This is a genomic window from Dokdonia sp. Asnod1-B02, from assembly GCF_045063955.1.
Classification (GTDB): domain Bacteria; phylum Bacteroidota; class Bacteroidia; order Flavobacteriales; family Flavobacteriaceae; genus Dokdonia.
The window spans coordinates 1,365,257-1,383,463 of record NZ_JBEFNW010000002.1; the positions used below are offsets into that span (position 1 = coordinate 1,365,257).

General features: G+C 33.9%; 17 protein-coding genes. All 17 read left to right on the plus strand.

Going from position 1 to position 18,207, the window contains the following annotated elements:
• The first annotated feature begins 18 nt into the window (after nt 1-18).
• The 17 genes from ACJJVU_RS06275 to ACJJVU_RS06355 all read left to right on the plus strand — a co-directional run bounded on the left by ACJJVU_RS06275 (nt 19) and on the right by ACJJVU_RS06355 (nt 18,159).
• Entirely contained in the window at nt 19-798 is a 780-nt protein-coding gene (locus ACJJVU_RS06275) for a glycosyltransferase family 2 protein (RefSeq protein WP_405223453.1), read from the plus strand.
• Nucleotides 798-1,652: a glycosyltransferase family 2 protein gene (locus ACJJVU_RS06280; RefSeq protein WP_405223456.1), complete on the plus strand. Its 855-nt coding sequence runs from the start codon at nt 798-800 to the stop codon at nt 1,650-1,652. Before ACJJVU_RS06275 ends, ACJJVU_RS06280 begins: the two co-directional genes overlap by 1 nt.
• Nucleotides 1,653-1,657: 5 nt before the next feature.
• Nucleotides 1,658-2,437 carry a glycosyltransferase gene (locus tag ACJJVU_RS06285; RefSeq protein WP_405223459.1) on the plus strand — a complete coding sequence of 260 codons (780 nt, stop codon included), beginning with the start codon at nt 1,658-1,660 and terminating at the stop codon, nt 2,435-2,437.
• Entirely contained in the window at nt 2,437-3,450 is a 1,014-nt protein-coding gene (locus ACJJVU_RS06290) for an acyltransferase family protein (RefSeq protein ID WP_405223461.1), read from the plus strand. The genes ACJJVU_RS06285 and ACJJVU_RS06290 overlap by 1 nt, the downstream gene beginning before the upstream one ends.
• A gap of 52 nt (nt 3,451-3,502) precedes the next feature.
• Complete coding sequence (locus ACJJVU_RS06295; protein ID WP_405223464.1) at nt 3,503-4,570, plus strand: glycosyltransferase family 2 protein; 1,068 nt, start codon at nt 3,503-3,505, stop codon at nt 4,568-4,570.
• 2 nt (nt 4,571-4,572) lie between these two features.
• On the plus strand, nt 4,573-5,514 hold the full coding sequence (locus ACJJVU_RS06300; RefSeq protein ID WP_405223466.1) for a glycosyltransferase: 942 nt from the start codon (nt 4,573-4,575) through the stop codon (nt 5,512-5,514).
• A 1-nt stretch (nt 5,515) separates the two neighbouring features.
• A complete protein-coding gene (locus ACJJVU_RS06305) occupies nt 5,516-6,634 on the plus strand; it encodes a glycosyltransferase (protein ID WP_405223468.1) in 1,119 nt (372 codons plus the stop codon).
• A complete protein-coding gene (locus ACJJVU_RS06310; protein ID WP_405223470.1) occupies nt 6,631-7,785 on the plus strand; it encodes a hypothetical protein in 1,155 nt (384 codons plus the stop codon). The genes ACJJVU_RS06305 and ACJJVU_RS06310 overlap by 4 nt, the downstream gene beginning before the upstream one ends.
• Nucleotides 7,786-7,804: 19 nt before the next feature.
• Nucleotides 7,805-8,716 (plus strand): glycosyltransferase family 10 domain-containing protein, encoded by a 912-nt coding sequence (locus ACJJVU_RS06315; RefSeq protein WP_405223472.1) that lies wholly within the window; start codon nt 7,805-7,807, stop codon nt 8,714-8,716.
• 44 nt (nt 8,717-8,760) lie between these two features.
• Nucleotides 8,761-9,681, plus strand: coding sequence for a hypothetical protein (locus ACJJVU_RS06320; protein WP_405223475.1), 921 nt, complete (start codon nt 8,761-8,763; stop codon nt 9,679-9,681).
• 64 nt (nt 9,682-9,745) lie between these two features.
• Nucleotides 9,746-10,609, plus strand: a complete 864-nt coding sequence (locus tag ACJJVU_RS06325) for a beta-1,6-N-acetylglucosaminyltransferase (RefSeq protein ID WP_405223478.1) — start codon at nt 9,746-9,748, stop codon at nt 10,607-10,609.
• A gap of 110 nt (nt 10,610-10,719) precedes the next feature.
• Complete coding sequence (locus tag ACJJVU_RS06330) at nt 10,720-11,883, plus strand: cytidylyltransferase domain-containing protein (RefSeq protein ID WP_405223481.1); 1,164 nt, start codon at nt 10,720-10,722, stop codon at nt 11,881-11,883.
• Entirely contained in the window at nt 11,876-12,751 is an 876-nt protein-coding gene (locus ACJJVU_RS06335) for an N-acetylneuraminate synthase family protein (protein ID WP_405223483.1), read from the plus strand. The genes ACJJVU_RS06330 and ACJJVU_RS06335 overlap by 8 nt, the downstream gene beginning before the upstream one ends.
• 391 nt (nt 12,752-13,142) lie before the next feature.
• The gene (locus ACJJVU_RS06340) at nt 13,143-14,549 is read left to right on the plus strand and encodes a UDP-glycosyltransferase (protein ID WP_405223485.1); all 1,407 of its coding nucleotides are present in this window, start codon (nt 13,143-13,145) and stop codon (nt 14,547-14,549) included.
• Entirely contained in the window at nt 14,550-15,983 is a 1,434-nt protein-coding gene (locus ACJJVU_RS06345) for an MBOAT family O-acyltransferase (protein WP_405223487.1), read from the plus strand.
• Between the two features lies 1 nt (nt 15,984).
• Nucleotides 15,985-16,857: a hypothetical protein gene (locus ACJJVU_RS06350; protein WP_405223489.1), complete on the plus strand. Its 873-nt coding sequence runs from the start codon at nt 15,985-15,987 to the stop codon at nt 16,855-16,857.
• 147 nt (nt 16,858-17,004) lie between these two features.
• The gene (locus ACJJVU_RS06355; protein ID WP_405223491.1) at nt 17,005-18,159 is read left to right on the plus strand and encodes a glycosyltransferase family 4 protein; all 1,155 of its coding nucleotides are present in this window, start codon (nt 17,005-17,007) and stop codon (nt 18,157-18,159) included.
• Nucleotides 18,160-18,207: the final 48 nt, after the last annotated feature.

Consider the following 18,207-nt stretch of genomic DNA (forward strand, 5'->3'; position numbering starts at 1 on the left):
CATTACTAGTAAATTGAAATGACAAAGCTCTCCATCATCACAGTTAATTATAATGATCTCAAAGGTCTTAAAAAGACCATTGAGAGTGTGCATGCACAGTCTCTTCAGAGGTTTGACCATATCATCATTGATGGAGGATCTACAGATGGGAGTGAGGATTATATAAAAGCACAACAAAATACCTTTTCTTATTGGATAAGCGAATCTGATAGAGGAGTGTATCACGCAATGAATAAGGGGATTGAGCAAGCCTCTGGGGAGTATGTATTATTTTTAAATGCAGGAGATCACTTTCTTAATTCTGATGTTCTTGAAAATGCGATAAAGCATCTTAAAGGAGAAAGTATTATTTATTTTGATTTACAGGTGGTAGAAGAGCGTAATATCTTTATTAAGAAGTATCCCAAAAAGTTGTCATTTTCTTATTTTGTGGATGATACCTTACCCCATCCAGCCACTTTTATTAAAAAGACGGCTTTCGCGAAAGCGGGGACATATAAAGAGGATTTTAAAATAGTATCTGACTGGAAGTTTTTTATAGACGTTATCTGTAAATTTCAATTAACCTACAAATATGTTCCGGAGGTCTTGACAACATTTTACATAGGGGGAATGAGCTCTGATCCTAAAAATTGGTCTTTAAAAGAGGCGGAAAAGCAAGGAGTATTGAATGAAGAATACACACTTTTCTATCAAGATGTAGAAGAAACAGTGCTTATGAAAAGAGTTCTCAATAGTCTTAAAAAGTCTAGAATTATTAATGCTTTGGTAAGATTCAAGCTTTTAAATAAATTTTAATGAGTACACTCGTCTCCATCATTGTTCCTTGCTACAATCAAGCTCATTTTTTAAAAGAGAGTTTACAATCTGTTTTAGAGCAAACGTATACGGCTTGGGAATGTATCATAGTAAACGATGGAAGTCCAGATGACACGGAAAGTCAAGCTATGAGATGGTGTGAGAAAGATGATCGATTCAAGTATGTGTATAAAGAAAATGGTGGCTTGTCTAGTGCTCGTAATGCTGGAATACAAAATTGCGAAGGCACATTTATATTGCCTTTAGATGCAGATGATATGTTGCATATGAGTTTTTTAGAAAAACTAGTACCAGTCTTAGAAAATGGTGTAAACATTGGTGTAGTATCTTGTAATAGTATCTTCTTTGAGGATAGTATTTCAAATGTGGTAAACAAAAGAGAACCCAAAGGTGAGTCATACCATGCTCTTCTATTTGAAAATATCATGATGGCATCTTCCTTATACAGGAAAGAGTCATGGGCTCAAGTAGGAGGTTATGATGAGAGCATGAAGCATGGACTTGAGGATTGGGAGTTTTGGATTGCAATAACTAAAGGCGGCATGACTATATCCTTTGTTGATGAGTATTTATTTTATTATCGCAAATCTAAAAGGTCTATGCTTACGCATACAATAAAAAATCATTTGGAGGATACTTCAAAATATGTTTATAAGAAACATCGAGAGATTTATATAGATAAATTTGACACTACGATGGATTATTTATTTTACTTAATAAAAAAACACAGATTGAGTGAAGACAATTTGAAAACATCCTTAGAATATAAAATAGGGAAAGTTATCACAAAACCTTTTAGACTAATAAAAGGCCTCCTTAGATATAAAAAGTGAATTTTATGATTTCTGTTGTAATACGTAATAAAAATCAAGAGGTGGCATTAGCGTTTTTACTTAAAAACCTAAGAGAACGCTATAATGATGATATAGATGAAATAGTAGTTGTAGATAACCTATCTACAGATGGTAGTGAGAAATTTGCTGCCGTATATAATGCGCGCTTTGAGACTGTTAAAGAGTTTAGTTATGGAGGTAGTGCAAACTTTGCTGCTCAAAAAGCAACTCATGATGTAGTGGTTCTTTTTAGTGCTCATTCATATCCTGTGAGTCATGATTTTTTTAAGCTCATAAAAGATAAATTTCGAAGTAATAATAACCTTGCAGGCTTACGCTGCCTGCATAGTCCTAATGATTACCGCAATTATATTAACAATGTAAGCTCACAGGATGACCCTAATAAATCGGGATTGATTTTTTCTGGTTCCGCTTTCGCGAAAGCGGTATGGCAAAAACATCCCTTTAATGAAAATGTCTCCACTTTTGAAGACAAAGAATGGTCTAAGAGGGTTCTTGAAGCTGGTTACAAAATCGACTTTGTTCCAGCGATATTCAGTTACGAAATTAAACGAACAAAGGCACAAGAATTTTTTAGGTTCAAAAATGATATAATTGGCAACTATCAATTATGGCATGAAGATGTCAGTATTTTTTCTGCATTTAAAGGGCTTTTAGCTACAAGCTGGAGACTTAAAAGAGGGTTTGTTTTGGATTTGTGGTACGCGTTAAAACGTTTTCTATACACGATAAAGTTCTCTTTTAATAAACCAGAAAAATTCTAATGGTTAAGCATAAGAATAACTTTGATTTTCTGAGATTTATGCTAGCCATCTTTGTGCTTATCACACATTCTTTTTCCTTGAAGGGAATGGAAGAAAATCAGGAGTGGCTAACTATACTCACAAATAATCAGGTCAGTTTTTCGGCAATAGGTTTAAGCGGATTTTTTACCGTTAGCGGTTATTTTATCTATAAAAGCTTAATGCGGAGTGACACTATAAAGGACTATTTTAAAAAAAGGGTACTGCGTATATTTCCAGGATTATTGGTTGTGTTAATACTATCATTATTGGTTATTCCATTTTTTTATGAGGGGAAAGAGCCATTGTTGAGTAATGTGTCTTACCTTACTTATTTGCCTAATAATCTATCTCTGTATGGTTTCCAAGGTATAATTACGGGTGTCTTTAATGAAATGCCATATCATTCGGTAAATGGGTCTTTGTGGACTATTCAATACGAGTTTTCCTTGTATGTGGCTTTAATAGCGCTTTTTTTCCTTAAGTCTTACAAGAAGTTGCAGCTTATCCTATCGATATTAGTATTTATATTTATGATTGTTCTCTATAATTTTAATCTTGAAAACATTTATGAGAGACAGGTTATACAGATATTAGGATTTCACGTATTAAATCTAGGTGCCTTTTTTGTGGCAGGGACCGTACTTGCTCAGGTAAATTTTGATAAATGGAAGCATTCGGTAGTATTTTTAATAAGTGGGTTGCTCGTGGTTTTAGGTATTTATTTGGGGTTTTATAAAGAGGTAAAGCACGTACTTTTTCCTATATGTATTTTAAGTCTAGGTTTTGTGCCTATTAAACTACTTCAAAAATTTAGTGTTTATGGAGATGCTTCTTATGGTATTTATATTTATGGATTTCCTATTCAACAAATATTGCTGTACTATTTTAATCCTGAAATAGGTAATTTCATTATCTATTCTATTGTGATTTCTATCATAATGGGATATACGTCGTGGCATCTTGTGGAAAAACGCGCATTACAGTATAAATAAAAAGTAGCTTTATTATCTTACGACGCAATGAAAATGACAACACAACGTATCTATGTCTAGTAGCCTTACAATAGTAATACCTAATCGTAATCGTGATCTAAGCACGGTAAGACGTAGTATAGCCTCTATAGTGTCACAACTGGATGATGGTTCCCGATTAGTAGTTGTAGATTATGGAAGTGAATCATCTTATCAGATAGCGCTGAGTAACTTGCTAAAGACTTTTGATAGTGTAGTATTAATTGTATGTGCTACTCAAGGACAGCTTTGGAATAAGTCAAGGTGTATCAATATGGTATTAAAATCTTGCACGACTTCTCAATTTATGGTTTCAGACATGGACATGATATGGCATCCCAATTTTTCACAAGAAGTAGCATCACTTTTAAAACAAGAAAAAACAATTTATTTCCCTGTTGGTTTTATGTCTGAAGGAGAGAGTGAGAAAGACAAATCATTTAATGAATTTTTAATCAAAGGAGTATCAGGTGCCGAAGCTACAGGGATCACAATTTTCCCAACAGCGCATATAAAATCAATAGGTGGATTTGATGAGTTTTATCACGGTTGGGGAGGAGAGGATACAGACGTTCATTTAAGACTGCAAAGAGGAGGCTATGATGTAGAATTTATTAAAGATTCCATGTACTTTAAACATCAATGGCATTCTAAAATGTATAGAAGTGTCAAGAGTAAGTATCCTTTTGCAGAAACATTAGAGCTTATTAACGGCCAATATCTGAACAGGGTTAAAAAGGGAATAGCTGTTAAAGCAAATCATTTAGGAGAAGTAGGGGGTGTGCCTGAGCCTTATGATTTGAATATGCCTGAGGTTTCTATAGATGTTTATGCTACTAGAGATCAAGTGCTCTCTGCTTTGTATTATATGGATAATTACAAAGGGCATAGAGTTTTTTTTAAAGTTCGTCAACACCCAGAGCGAAAGGATATTGTCAAAAAGATTAAGAGAAAACTTAAAAATAAATCTATTAATTTTATTTCCATCTTAGAAGTGAATAATATAGTTCTAGAATGGATTGTATTCAAGGCTAGAAACTCCTATTATGATTATAAGCTTATAGGCGAACACACTGTGGCGCTAGAACTTCACTATAGGTAAAGATGAACATAAAACAAATTTCTATAGCTGCTATTAGAGAGGAAAAACCTACGTTAAGCGTTTTTGTACTTTGTTACAACCAAGAAGATTATATACTTCAAACTATTAAAAGTATTCTTACACAAAAGACTAATTTCCCTTTTGACATTGTTATTAGTGACGATGCTAGTACAGATGGTACTAGTGAAATATGTGAAAACCTTGCTTTGGCTTATAGTAATATAAAATATATAAGACGTAAAGGTAATTTGGGTTTAATGGCAAATTTTGTTGAAACTGCTAAGGAGTTAAAAGGTAAGTACGTCGCAATATGTGATGGTGATGATTATTGGATTGATAATAACAAACTCCAACTTCAAGTTAATTTTTTAGAAAAAAATACAAATTACAGTGTGGTAGGAACACGCTGTAAGCAGCTCTCTGCAAATAATATTTTAAATGCGGGCAATACTAAAATGCTTAATCCTATTTCTTTAGAAATATTATCTTGTGACAATATTATAACAGCGCCCACAGCCGTCTTTCTTAATGTATATAGACTTATAGAATTGCCTTATTTTTTTAAAAAGTTTCCTTATGGAGATTGGCCTTCTTATTTGCTTGTCATGTCGCTCACTAATACTTCGGCTTATAACTTAAATGAAATAACAGCTGTTTATAGAAGTTCTGTGGGTGTATCTGCGACTATGCGGAGAAATCCTATTTTAGTTGCCCAACAAAATTTGAACATTATTGCTGAGCTAAGGAAAATGGATATTTTAAATTCTAATAAAAAAGTATTTAAAAGCAGTATTGACTATCAGCGATTAAAGTTGGTGATGGCATACAACAGAGAAAAAAAATACGTAGATGGACTATTGCTGATGCTTCAAATATTGAGTTCATCTTTTTCTTTTGCGCTAATGAAAAAATATCTCTATTCGATAAAAAAATCAATTTCGTAAAATGAAAATTCTATTCGTATCCATGAACTCTATTCACTTCCGCCGCTGGTCAGATCAGTTGCGAGATAGCGGCCATGAGGTATATTGGTTTGATGTAAAAGATCAAGGATATGCACCATCTATGAGCTGGATGACTCAAATTACAGGATGGAAGAAAGGCTTTTTGAAGAAAAGAGGTCGTACGTTTATTAAAAATAAATTTCCTCAATTTTATAAGACTTTAGTTCGAAGGTTTGATCACCCTATACAGGATGCTTTCGCGAAAGCGTTAATAGAAATTGAACCAGATGTTGTTCATAGCTTTGCTCTATATACTTCTTGTTTACCTATTCTTTCAATAATGAATCAATTCAATAAATTACCATGGATTTATTCCAGCTGGGGGAGCGATTTATTTAATAAGAAGAATAAGCCTGACTACTTAGATGAAGTTCCTTTAGTTTTAAAAAGGGTCGATTATCTTATTACAGATTGTCATAGAGATTTTATAATTGCTAAGGAAAATGGTTTTAAAGGAAGATTTTTAGGTGTTTATCCTGGAGGAGGAGGGTTCAATAAGAGGTTGTTTAATCAAGAACGAAACAAAAACAGCTTCATAGTAAAGGGATACCATAATGATATAGGTAAAGCAATACCAGTTCTAGAAGCGTTGATTGACTTATCAAAAAGCCAACCTTTGGAAATTATAATTTTTGGAGCTTCTATTGAGGTTTTAGAGTATCTAAAATTGCAAAAGGATACTAGCACTAGTTTAAGATGCTATGAAAATATATCACGCGATAAACTTTTTAAATTACTAGATAATTCAAGATTTTATATAGGCAATAGTTTAAGCGATGGTATGCCTAACACACTTTTTGAATCAATTTTCTGCGGATGCATCCCAATACAGTCGAACCCAGGGAATGTGACAGAGGAACTTATAACACATGGTGTTAACGGATTTTTAATTGAACATCCATTAAACGTGTGTCATATTAAAAATGTGATTAATGAAGCCCTTAATGATAATAAGAGTATAGGTAACTTCTATGATAACAATGCGGACCTGAGGGATTTTTATGAGCGTAGTAATATTCAACAAAAAGTGATTGATATGTATAATACATTACTTGTATGATTATTGAGGATATAAGATTACACAAACAATATCAATATGATATTCTCGAATGTTTACTTGATGGCAAGCGCCTTTATTTTGAATGTTCACAAATCAAAACGCAAGATAGTAGCGATTTGATGTACGACGCATTTGTGATTGCAGTTTTACCACTGATGTTAGAAAAAAATGAAAATTTATTTGTTAAAGGAAACGTTGATTCTATATTGCTTAGACAAGTAAATGAGTATATACTTCCAAAATTATGTGAAATAAATAATTTTAAAAATACACTTCGGGTTGAGAGCACAAATACCAATGTGATTGATATTTTAAGTAATAAGAATGTTGCGACAGGTCTCTCTTGTGGGGTAGATAGTCTTGCGACCATAAAAGAATTTAGGGATGAAAATAAACCAATTTCATTTGTGACATTTCTTGACGCGGGAAGTCATGGTTTATACAGTTCTAAGAGTACTGATGAAATTTTTAATTTTCGACTTGAGAATGCTAAGAAAGCAGCGCAAAATATTGGCTCAAAACTTATAATCATAAGAACAAATGCGCATAGTTTTATAGAAGGACGTTTTGAGAGTGCGCATAGTTTTCTCAATATTTCTTGTGCATTTGCCACATTAGGGTTGATTAACGAATATAGGTATGCCTCTGCTTACAAATTTTCTGAGAGCACATTAATACCTGGAGATACTAGTAATTATGATCACCATATATTACCAGAGTTGTATTCTTCATATTTTAAAACTGCCTCAACTTTAAAAAAATATACAAGATTGGAGAGAATTCGAAATATATCTAATCTTAAAATTTCACAAGAATATCTTGATGTATGTACAAATTCATTGAGTGCAAAAAAAAATGGATTTCAAAATTGTTCGTCGTGTCATAAGTGTATGAGAACATTTATGGCGCTAGAGAACTTTACAAAGCTTGACAACTTTTCAAAGATAATTGATGTAGAAAAATATGAATCATCAAAAATGAGGTATATTCATTATCTATTGTCAGGTGATTTACCGATACACGATAAAGAAATTTTGGATATGCTACATGAGAATAAACTTATAACCTATAAGCATAAGTTGTTTTCCAGATATACAAAATTTGAAAAAGCCTTAAAGGCACTCTTAAAAAATGTTTTAACACATGATTAAAATTTACTGCATTGGTAATATGAAATATACTCCTTTTGGAGATTTTAATAAGTTTGATCTTAATTATCTGAATCTAAATAATATTTATGTAACAGATAGTATTCAAGATGCTGATGTATTAGTGGCACAGCAAAGGAAACATTTAAAAAAATATTTTTGGCAATATAGACGCAGCAAAAAATATTTATTATGGACTAATGAACCAAGATTAGATGTTTGTGAAAAATTACTTTCTAAAGAAGCTTTTGGTCTGGCATCGTTACAGATTATGAATGTGTATAACAGTGAGGTTTTTATAAATGCAGAGCCATCATTTAAAACATATTTTAGTAGCTCAATTGAATATTTACCTAAAACGTATAAAGTAACTAATACTTCAGTTATTGCTCTAATGTCTTATTATAAAGGGCTAAACACAGAATCTATAGTTATAAATAGCCATGACGTTGATTTAATAAAAAAAAGAACTCAAATTGTTTTGTACGGAAATGATATTGGGTCTTTAGATATATACGGAAAAGGATGGCCTGACAATAGATCTAAAGAAGATAGTAGGGAAGGCAATTGGGGACTAAGAAAGCGGAAATTGATGGATACGTATAATTACAACCTCTGTTTTGAAAATACTGTAGCTAGTAATTATATATCTGAAAAAATTTGGGATAGTATATCTAATTATTGCTTACCTATATATCACAGTGGCAATAATATTTATGAGTTGTTTCCCGAAGAATCATTTATTGATTATAATCACTTTTCTAATCCTAAAGAATTGTTTGATTTTATAAACGGTATTACACACGAGCAGTTTATTACAAGGTTTAACAAATGTGTAGAAGTTTATAATACTTACAAGCAAAAGAGTGATTCATTTTATAATTCTCAAAGGGAGTTGGTTTTAAATAGAATCATTAAAAGGTTAAAGGAATAATATATCCAAAGCGAATAGCTCAAAGTAAGAGATTGATTATAACTATGAATAAAGATTTTTGTTTTAAGAGTGCTTATATAGCGTTGAATTTTAGTTTCAATGAAAAATTAATCTATCCGCTTACTGATCGTGGTCTTGGATCTGAGTTAAATAATCTACTCCTAACAGCCGTTTATTGTTTGGTCAATAAAAAACAATTGGTGCTTTATGATTCTAATTGGAATTCGGGAAGATTTGAATATTATTTCGAACCTTTTTGTCAAAGATTTAAGGGGATCGTAGAGATTCCAAATTATATTTTTGGTGATGGTGGCAAAAAAAGAAAGATATACAAGAAAATTCATTACTACTTATATCCTCGCTATCAATTATTAGATTCATCAGTATGGAAGGAAATACGTAATCCTAAGTTACAATCACAGAAGATAAATATACCTGAATTAGCATTTGATGGATCTTCATTTGATCTTCTTTACATTTTGGAGAAGTATATTCTACAGTATAATACAAAAACCAAAAACAATATTTATAAAGAAGTTAATAAGAAAAGTTGGAACACATTTTCCGGTATTCACGTTAGACGAGGAGATAAATTAATACGAGAAGCAGGGCTTTTTAATGTTAAATGTTATTTAGAAAAAGGGAACGAAAAAGGTTTTGATATGCATAATTTATTTGTAGCATCAGATAACTTTCAGGTGCTAGAGGAACTCGAAAACTACAATTCTTATATTGAATACATTTCTTATTGTGAGCCAAGTGATACTGGACATCATCAAAAGTCATTTAATAATCAGGCAACGTCAAATATTGAGAGCCAAGTCGTTCGTTTGCTTATAGAAATAGAAATTTTGAGCTTAACGAAATGCTTTGTTGGTACATTCTCCAGTAATATTGGTCGTTTAGTTCATTTAAAAAGAAATACGTTAAATTCCTATTCCTTAGATTCAGATTGGTCGCTTTAGTTTATTTACTGTCGCGATGGTATATTAAAAATTTTACTGATCCAGAAGAATAAAATTATCTTTCATGAAACAGGCCATTTTAATCACTGCTTACAAGGATTTCCCTCAGCTAAAGAGACTCGTCCAAGAGTTTGATGATGAATTTAACATTTATATTCATATTGATAAAAAAAGTAGTCTTGATGAGGCTTTAAAAGATGATTTTTTACAAATGTCTAATGTAAGGTATGTCTCTCAAGATTATAAAGTCAATTGGGGTGGGGTTAATCACTTAAAGGCGTATTTAAAATTATGCGAGGTAGCGCTTACATCTGCTGAAAACGGTTTTTTCCATTTGATAACAGGGCAAGATTTTCCCATACAATCAAATAAAGATTTTAGAAAATATCTTGAAAATGGTCAAAACCATCTTTCGGCCTTTACAATGCCTAATAAGGCATGGACACATGGAGGAATGGATCGGATAGAGTTATTTAACTTTTATGATTTTTTCAACGCAAAAAAAACTAATAAGTGGATATATCTGACTCAGCGATTACAATTACGTCTCAAGTTTAAGAGATTTATAAAAAAATCTATGGGTCAATTGTATGGAGGTAATACATATTGGTCTCTCACTAGAGCAGCTGTCCAATATGTGATAACTCACACTCAAGAAAATCCTAAATTTTTAAAGCGATTTAATTTTACATTTTGTGCAGAAGAGATGTATTTCCAAACAGTGCTTATGAACTCAAGTTTTAAGGAATCTATTAACCATGATGACCTGCGGTACATGGACTGGGCTACGGGTAGAGGTGGAAACCCAGCTTTTCTAGATGAAACAGACTTTGAGAGTATCATAAATAGTAAAAAACTATTCGCTCGTAAATTGAGTCAAGATAGAAATGCACTCTTTGAGATACTTAGTAAGTATAGACAGGAATAAAACCAATTGAGAAGTACAGTTTACTTCAAGTGTTTTAACCTAAAAATGCATACTTTTAACGGATAAATAGTTAAGGCGGTGTTAAAGCTTTGAACTACAACCCAACCACAATGAAAAGCATCGGTTTTATACCCCTGCGTAAAGGCTCAAAAGGCATTCCAGGTAAAAATAAAAAGAAACTCCTAGGTCGCCCACTATTCTGCTGGGTCTTAGGTGAAGCGATTGCTTCACGTCTTGATGTTATATATGTTTATACGGATGATGAGGATATCATCGCTTTTGTAGAAAAAGAATATCACTGGACAGATAAAGTAAAAGCCGTAAAACGTAGCGAAGAGAGTGCTACTGATAACGCTTCTACAGAAATGGGGATGCAGGAGTTTGTAGCAGGTTTAAAAGAAGATTTTGATGTACTGTGTTTACTTCAAGCAACTTCACCTTTTACTACTTCTCAAGATATAAATACGTGTCTAGATGCAGTAGCGTCAGGTACAGATAATGATTCGGCTCTTACGGTGGTAAATACACATCGATTTACTTGGGATGCAGATGGGACACCTCAAAATTATGATGTGTTCAACCGACCGCGTAGGCAAGATTTTGATGGGTTACTTATTGAGAATGGAGCTTGCTATGTGACAACGCATGCCGCTTTTCGCGAAAGCGGGAACAGAATTAGCGGTAAAATAGCGACGGTACACATGCCTGAGGATAGTCTTACAGAGATAGACACGCTGACCGATTGGAAAATTGTTGAAGAATTGTTAGCCGCTCGTTTAAAAACGAAAAAACAAAGTAACCGAATTACACATCTTATACTTGATGTAGATGGCGTGTTTACAGATGGCTGTATCTATTATGGTGCAGAGGGCGAACTGATGAAAAAGTTTGATATGCGCGATGGTATGGGACTTGAGATTTTGAGACAATATAATGTTGAGGTAATGGTAATGACGTCTGAAGATTCTCAAATAGTTGCCAGCCGAATGAAGAAATTAAAAATTAAAGACGTGTTTTTAGGAGTGAAGGACAAGTATAGTCTGCTTTCTAGAATTGCTACAGATCGTGAGATTGATTTTTCTGAAATAGCATATATAGGCGATGATGTGAATGATCTTGCAAACATTTGTGCAGCAGGATGGTCACTTACACCTTCAAATGCGACGATGCCTATCAAGAACCACGCAGATATCATATTACAAAACAAAAGTGCAGAAGGAGCAATACGCGAGGCCTGTGACTTTATTATAAAATACAATAACCGATATGAGTAATTACAAAGCGCCTTATACAATTGCTGAAATAGGCGGAAACCATAAAGGCGATATGGAAATCGCAAAGGAGATGATTAAAGTAGCGGCTATCTTCTGTAACGTAGATGCTGTAAAATTCCAGAAGCGACATAATATTGAACTTCTTACTAAAGAACAATATGAAGCACCACATCCTAACCCTGTAAATTCGTATGGTGACACCTATGGAGCCCATAGAGAGTTTCTTGAGTTTGATGTGAATCAGCACGCAGAGCTTAAGGCTTTTTGTGAAGAGTTAGGCATTACCTATGCAACTTCGGTTTGGGATACAACGAGCGCAAAGGAAATTGCAGGGCTTCATCCAGAGTTTATAAAAATACCTAGTGCTTGTAATAATCATTACGAAATGCTAGGATGGTTATGTGAGAATTACAAAGGGGAGATTCACTGCTCCACTGGGATGACTACAAGAGATGAGATAGAGGAGCTAGTACAGTTTTTTGAAAAGCATAACAGAGGTAAAGACCTAGTACTTTATAACTGTACGTCTGGATATCCAGTACCATTTCCAGATGTTTGTTTGCTGGATATTAAAACGCTCATAGAGAAGTATGGCGATCGTGTAAAGTATATCGGGTTTTCTGGTCACCATCTAGGTATTGCAGTAGATGTTGCTGCTTATACATTAGGAGCAAACATTGTAGAACGCCACTATACACTAGATCGTACTTGGAAAGGTACAGATCACAGTGCATCACTAGAACCAGCAGGAATGAGAAAGCTTTCTAGAGATTTAAAAGCGGTGTATCAAGCATTGGACTATAAAGCGACAGATATCTTGCCCATTGAGCAAGTACAAAGAGATAAGTTGAAATATAGAAAGGTTTAAGGTAAATTAAGAGTCTTTGTTTAAGGCAAACTAACAAAAATTAGGAGTCGTCATTTCGACAGAGCATAGCGACGAGAAATCTCATCAGAGTAAGCAGAGAAGAGTGAGCATTGTATCTGAGCTTTTTACTTGAGCTAGATAATGCGATTTCTCCTTTGGTCGAAATGACAGAAGGCTAGATCAAAATGAAGTGTTATAAGGTGAGTATAGCAGAACTCGTCATTTCGATAGAGTGCAGCGACTAGGAATCTCATCAGAGTAAGTAGAGAAGAGTAAGCAATGTATTTTGAGCTTTTGCGTGAGCTTGATAATGCGATTTCTCCTTAGGTCGAAATGACAAAAGAATACAACCAAAAGAAACCTTATTACAGTAAGTAGCTGTATATGAAATATGATTAAAAAAAATAAAGTTTTCATTCTTTTCCCAGACGGCGTAGGCCTACGCAACTTTGCTTTTACTAAGTTCAAAGAAGTAGGAGAGGCACAAGGATTTGATATCACGTATTGGAATAACACGATATTTTCGTTAGAAAAGGAATTGGGTTATAAAGAAGTGGTGATTGAGAACACAAAGATTCACCCTAAAACTCCTACACTTAGTCACGCAAGGAAGAGGGTAGAACTTGCGCTTTCGCGAAAGCGTGAAAAGGATAATGTCTATCGTACCTATCGTTTTCCATTGCAGTGGGATAGTATAAAGAAAGCCTTAAAAAGTGCTTTTGTAAAGTATCACGAAACGTTTAGTGCTACGCCAAAGGGATGGCAACGAATAATAAACCAAATGCAAGCCGCCGAACGATCTACTGTTCGCTACAAAGAGCTTAAAGCACAACTAGAAGAACACCGTCCAGATATTGTTTTTTGTACCACACAGCGAGCAACACAGGCCATTGCGCCTATCCTTGCTGCAAAAGATTTAGGAATCAAAACTGCGTGCTGGATATATAGTTGGGACAACCTGCCTAAGGGAATGACCACCATAGAGACGGATTACTATTTTGTATGGTCTGAGTTGATGAAGGAGCAGCTCTTACAGTATTATCCAAAAACGAGAGAAGAGCAGATATTTATAACAGGTACACCACAATTTGAGCCTCATTATGATAGTAGTATTTTACTTTCGCGAAAGCAATTTTGTCTAGAGCATAACCTTAGCGAAGAGACACGATATATTTGTTTTTCTGGGGATGATCAAACCACATCACCACTGGATCAATATTATCTAGAAGACACGGCAATTGCTGTACGCAAATTGAGAGAAGAAGGTGAAGATATAGCCATTGTATATAGAAAAGTGCCTATTGATTTTTCGGGCAGGTATGATGAGGTTTTGGCTAATTATAGTGATGTCATAACACCTATAGATCCTTTGTGGAAACCAATGGGCTCACAATGGAATCAAGTGATGCCTACCAAAGAAGATTTTGCTTTATTAGTAAATACTTGTCACCACTGCGAGCTCGTTGTAAATATATGCTCGAGTATGGTGTTTGACTTTGTTGCTCACGATAAGCCTACAATCTATCCAAACTATGAGCAGCCACAACTTAAAAATGGAATACGTGACATAGGGCAGAACTATAAATATGTCCACTTCCGCTCGATGCCAGATTATGATAAAAGTGTCACTTGGGCAATGAATAAAAAAGAGATTTATGATGGAATTAAGGGTTTGCTTAATGGTAGTCTTAATCCAGTGCCTGTCACAAAAAAGTGGTTTGGGATTGTAAATAAACCAGAAAAGCCTGAGAAAGCTAGTGAGCGTATTTGGGAGGGGATACATCAAACCTTAGAGTAAATGCTTTTTAATTCATTAGAATATCTCGTCTTTCTGCCATTAGTCTTTGTAGTCTATTGGTTTGGTCTTAAAAAAAGTCTGAAGGGGCAAAACTTTTTTATTCTCTTAGTAAGCTATGTGTTTTATGGATGGTGGGATTGGAGGTTTCTTGCGCTTATAGCCTTCAGCACACTTGTAGATTATATGGTAGGATTAAAAATCCAAAATAGTGATTCTAAGAAAAATAGAAAGCTACTTCTCGGCATCTCTTTAGCTGTGAATTTAGGGTTGCTAGGCTTTTTTAAATACTATAATTTCTTTGTTGATAGTTGGGTAGAAGCTTTTGATGCAATAGGCATAACGATGCACACTAGTACCTTACAAATTATCTTACCTGTGGGGATTTCATTTTATACATTTCAAACATTAAGTTATACGATAGATGTATATCGTAAGAAGCTAACAGCGACTCCTGATTTTATAAATTTTGCTGCGTATGTAGCATTTTTTCCACAGCTCGTGGCGGGTCCTATAGAAAGGGCATCTAACTTACTTCCGCAGTTTGCAGAGAAGCGAACTTTTGATGAGGAAAAAGCAATCTCAGGTATTAATCTTATTATCTGGGGTCTGTTTCAAAAAGTGGTAATTGCTGATAGTTGTGCTCCTTATGTGAATGCAATATTTGACAACTACGAGAGTATGAATTCCCTTAGTCTTTTACTGGGAGCTTTTTACTTTGCTTTTCAGATTTATGGGGATTTTGCGGGGTATTCAAACATTGCAATTGGTTCAGCGCGGTTATTAGGTTTTGACCTTATGCGTAATTTTAATTATCCGTACTTCTCAAGAGATATTGCTGAGTTCTGGAGGAGATGGCATATTTCTCTATCTACTTGGTTCCGAGATTATCTTTATATCCCATTAGGAGGTTCAAGAGGATCCAAGGCTAACCAACTGCGCAATGTATTAATCATTTTCATTGTCAGCGGATTCTGGCACGGAGCAAATTGGACGTTTATATTTTGGGGAGCGCTTCATGCCTTATTTTTTACACCGGTATTGTTATTTAATGCTAATAGGAAGAACTTAGATCAAGTTGCTACAAATCGATTACTACCCAATTTCAAAGAACTAGGGCAAATGCTGTTTACTTTTATACTTGCCTGCTTTGCTTGGATATTCTTTAGAGCAAGTTCTGTAAGCACTGCGTTTGCTTATATAGAAAGGATTTTTACAGATATGACCTTTACATTAGAGTACTTAAACATAGAGCGATATAATGTAGAGATGATATTGATTTTAGGTATTTTAATAGGTATAGAATGGTTTAATCGAACTTATGAGCATCCATTTCAAGGAAGATTTAAATGGGTGAAGTTTACCGCTGTTATCATCATGTTGCTTACACTTGGTATTTATTCTAACCATAACGACTTTATTTATTTTCAGTTTTAATATGATAGCATTTTTAAAACATATTGTATTAGTCGTAGTTATCCTCATTCTAAGTGCGGTAGGATTAGATAAAATTTATTCATATTTACTCATTATTCCAGGTTCTGATTCTCCATTGAAAGAAGCATTTAGTTATTCTAATCAAGAGTGGGATCTTGTTTTTTTTGGTAGTTCAAGAGTGGTGAATAATATTGACTGTGATTTAATTACAGAGCTAACAGGTAAATCGTGTTTAAATATGGGGGCAATGGGATCAACTTCAAAACTTGATGCTTTTTTATTTGAGACATTATTAAGTAATCAAAATACTATAAAAGAGGCTTTTTTTCAAGTTGATTATAAGTATAATGATCTTTCCATAGGTAGTCAGTTTAAAGCTGATTTAATACCCTATTCAGGAAGGAAATTAGTGGATCAACATCTTGAAGAGGAAAGAGAAAATATTTGGCTATGGAATACTCCTTTCTATAGATACGCAATTCATGATAAGGTTATTGGAATAAGAAAGGTTTTGATACCTGTCTTAGGGTTTTTCGGTAGAGATTCAAAAAATGGTTATAGGCCGTTAAATGGTGAAAGTGTCTTGATAAATGTATCGCTTCCTAAATCATATAAAAAAAACAGTAACTCGGATTTGTATATAATCGCTAAAGGAGATAATAGTGTAAATCTTAATTATTTTACAGCTCCTTTTTGCAAAGACATTGAAAATAGAGAAGAAATTGAGGTACTCGCTAGCTTTTACAATAATTATATTAATTATACTAAGATTTATGATGACAAGCAGGAATACTTTAATGACTGCCTTCATTTGAACAGTGCGGGAGCATCTTCATTTTCTAAACTTTTAGCAGAAGAAATAAAATCTAATTAATAACTAATTGTATCAACTTTGTTATCATTATTTATCGAAACATTTTTTTACTATTGTAAATTACGATGCGACTGATACGTTGATAAATTGCGACTAATTAGATGCTTGTGATGTCATAATAGCTACGAAAGTCTTAACTAAAGATAGATGAAAAAACTAATGCATATAGCCTATTTAACACCTGAGTACCCTCACCCTAAGCTAGGTAATTCTGGAGGAATGGGAACAAGCATAAAAAATCTTGTAACTGCTATCGTTGCTGAAGGACATCAAGTAAGCCTCTTTGTTTATGGTCAAAAATTAGATGAAGTTTTTAGCGAAGGTGGAGTGACATTTCATATCATTAAACAAAAGAGATATGGCTATGGAGGTTTTTTTCTATACCGAAAACATATAAGTCGCTATCTAAACAAGTACTCAGATAACATAGACATCATAGAAGCTCCTGATTGGACAGGAATCACGGCGTTTATGAAGCTTAAAAAACCGTTGGTGATACGTTTTCACGGAAGTGATACTTATTTCTGTCATATTGAAGGACGTTTGCAGAAGAAGAAAAATGCTTATTTTGAAAAACAAGCAGTCAAAAAAGCAATTGGCTTTATAGCTCCAACTACTTTTGCAGGAGAGGAGAGCATGCGGCTTTTTAATTTGCCATTATCAAAACTGAAAGTAATATACTATGGTCTTGAATTAGCTCAATTTAATAATGACAACCCTGATGATTTTTCTTCTAAGCGACTTTTAAATATAGGCACTCTTATTAGAAAAAAAGGAGTATTTCAATTGGTAGAGATGTTTAATAAAATTATAGTTAATCATCCTGATGCAACGCTTTATTTTATAGGGGTGGATAGTAATGATGTGAAGACGGGTAAAGATTCTACATGGGAACTTATGCAAGAATTAATGTCTCCAGCTTCCAAAAAAGCAATTACATACCTAGGTAAAATACCTTATAGTCAAGTTAAAAATGAAATAGAAAAAGCGCACGTGTGCGTGTTTCCATCACTAGCAGAAACTCTAGGTATGGTTACCATAGAATCCATGGCGCTACAAAAGGCAGTAGTAAATACGAGTATAGGTTGGGCTCAAGATCTCATTGAGCATGGTAAAGATGGGTTTATGCATCATCCAGATGATGTAGAGGCTTTTGTAAATACGATACAAACATTATTTCAAGATCCTCATTTAACACAAAAGATTAGCCTAAACGCTAGACACTCTGTCGCTCAAAAATTCGATATAAGTAAATTAGTACACGAGAATATTGCGTACTATAAAAAAGTAATTGCTTCATGATTTTTGTTGAATACGATAACGCTAAAATCACTAGCAGCCTTTGTTGTG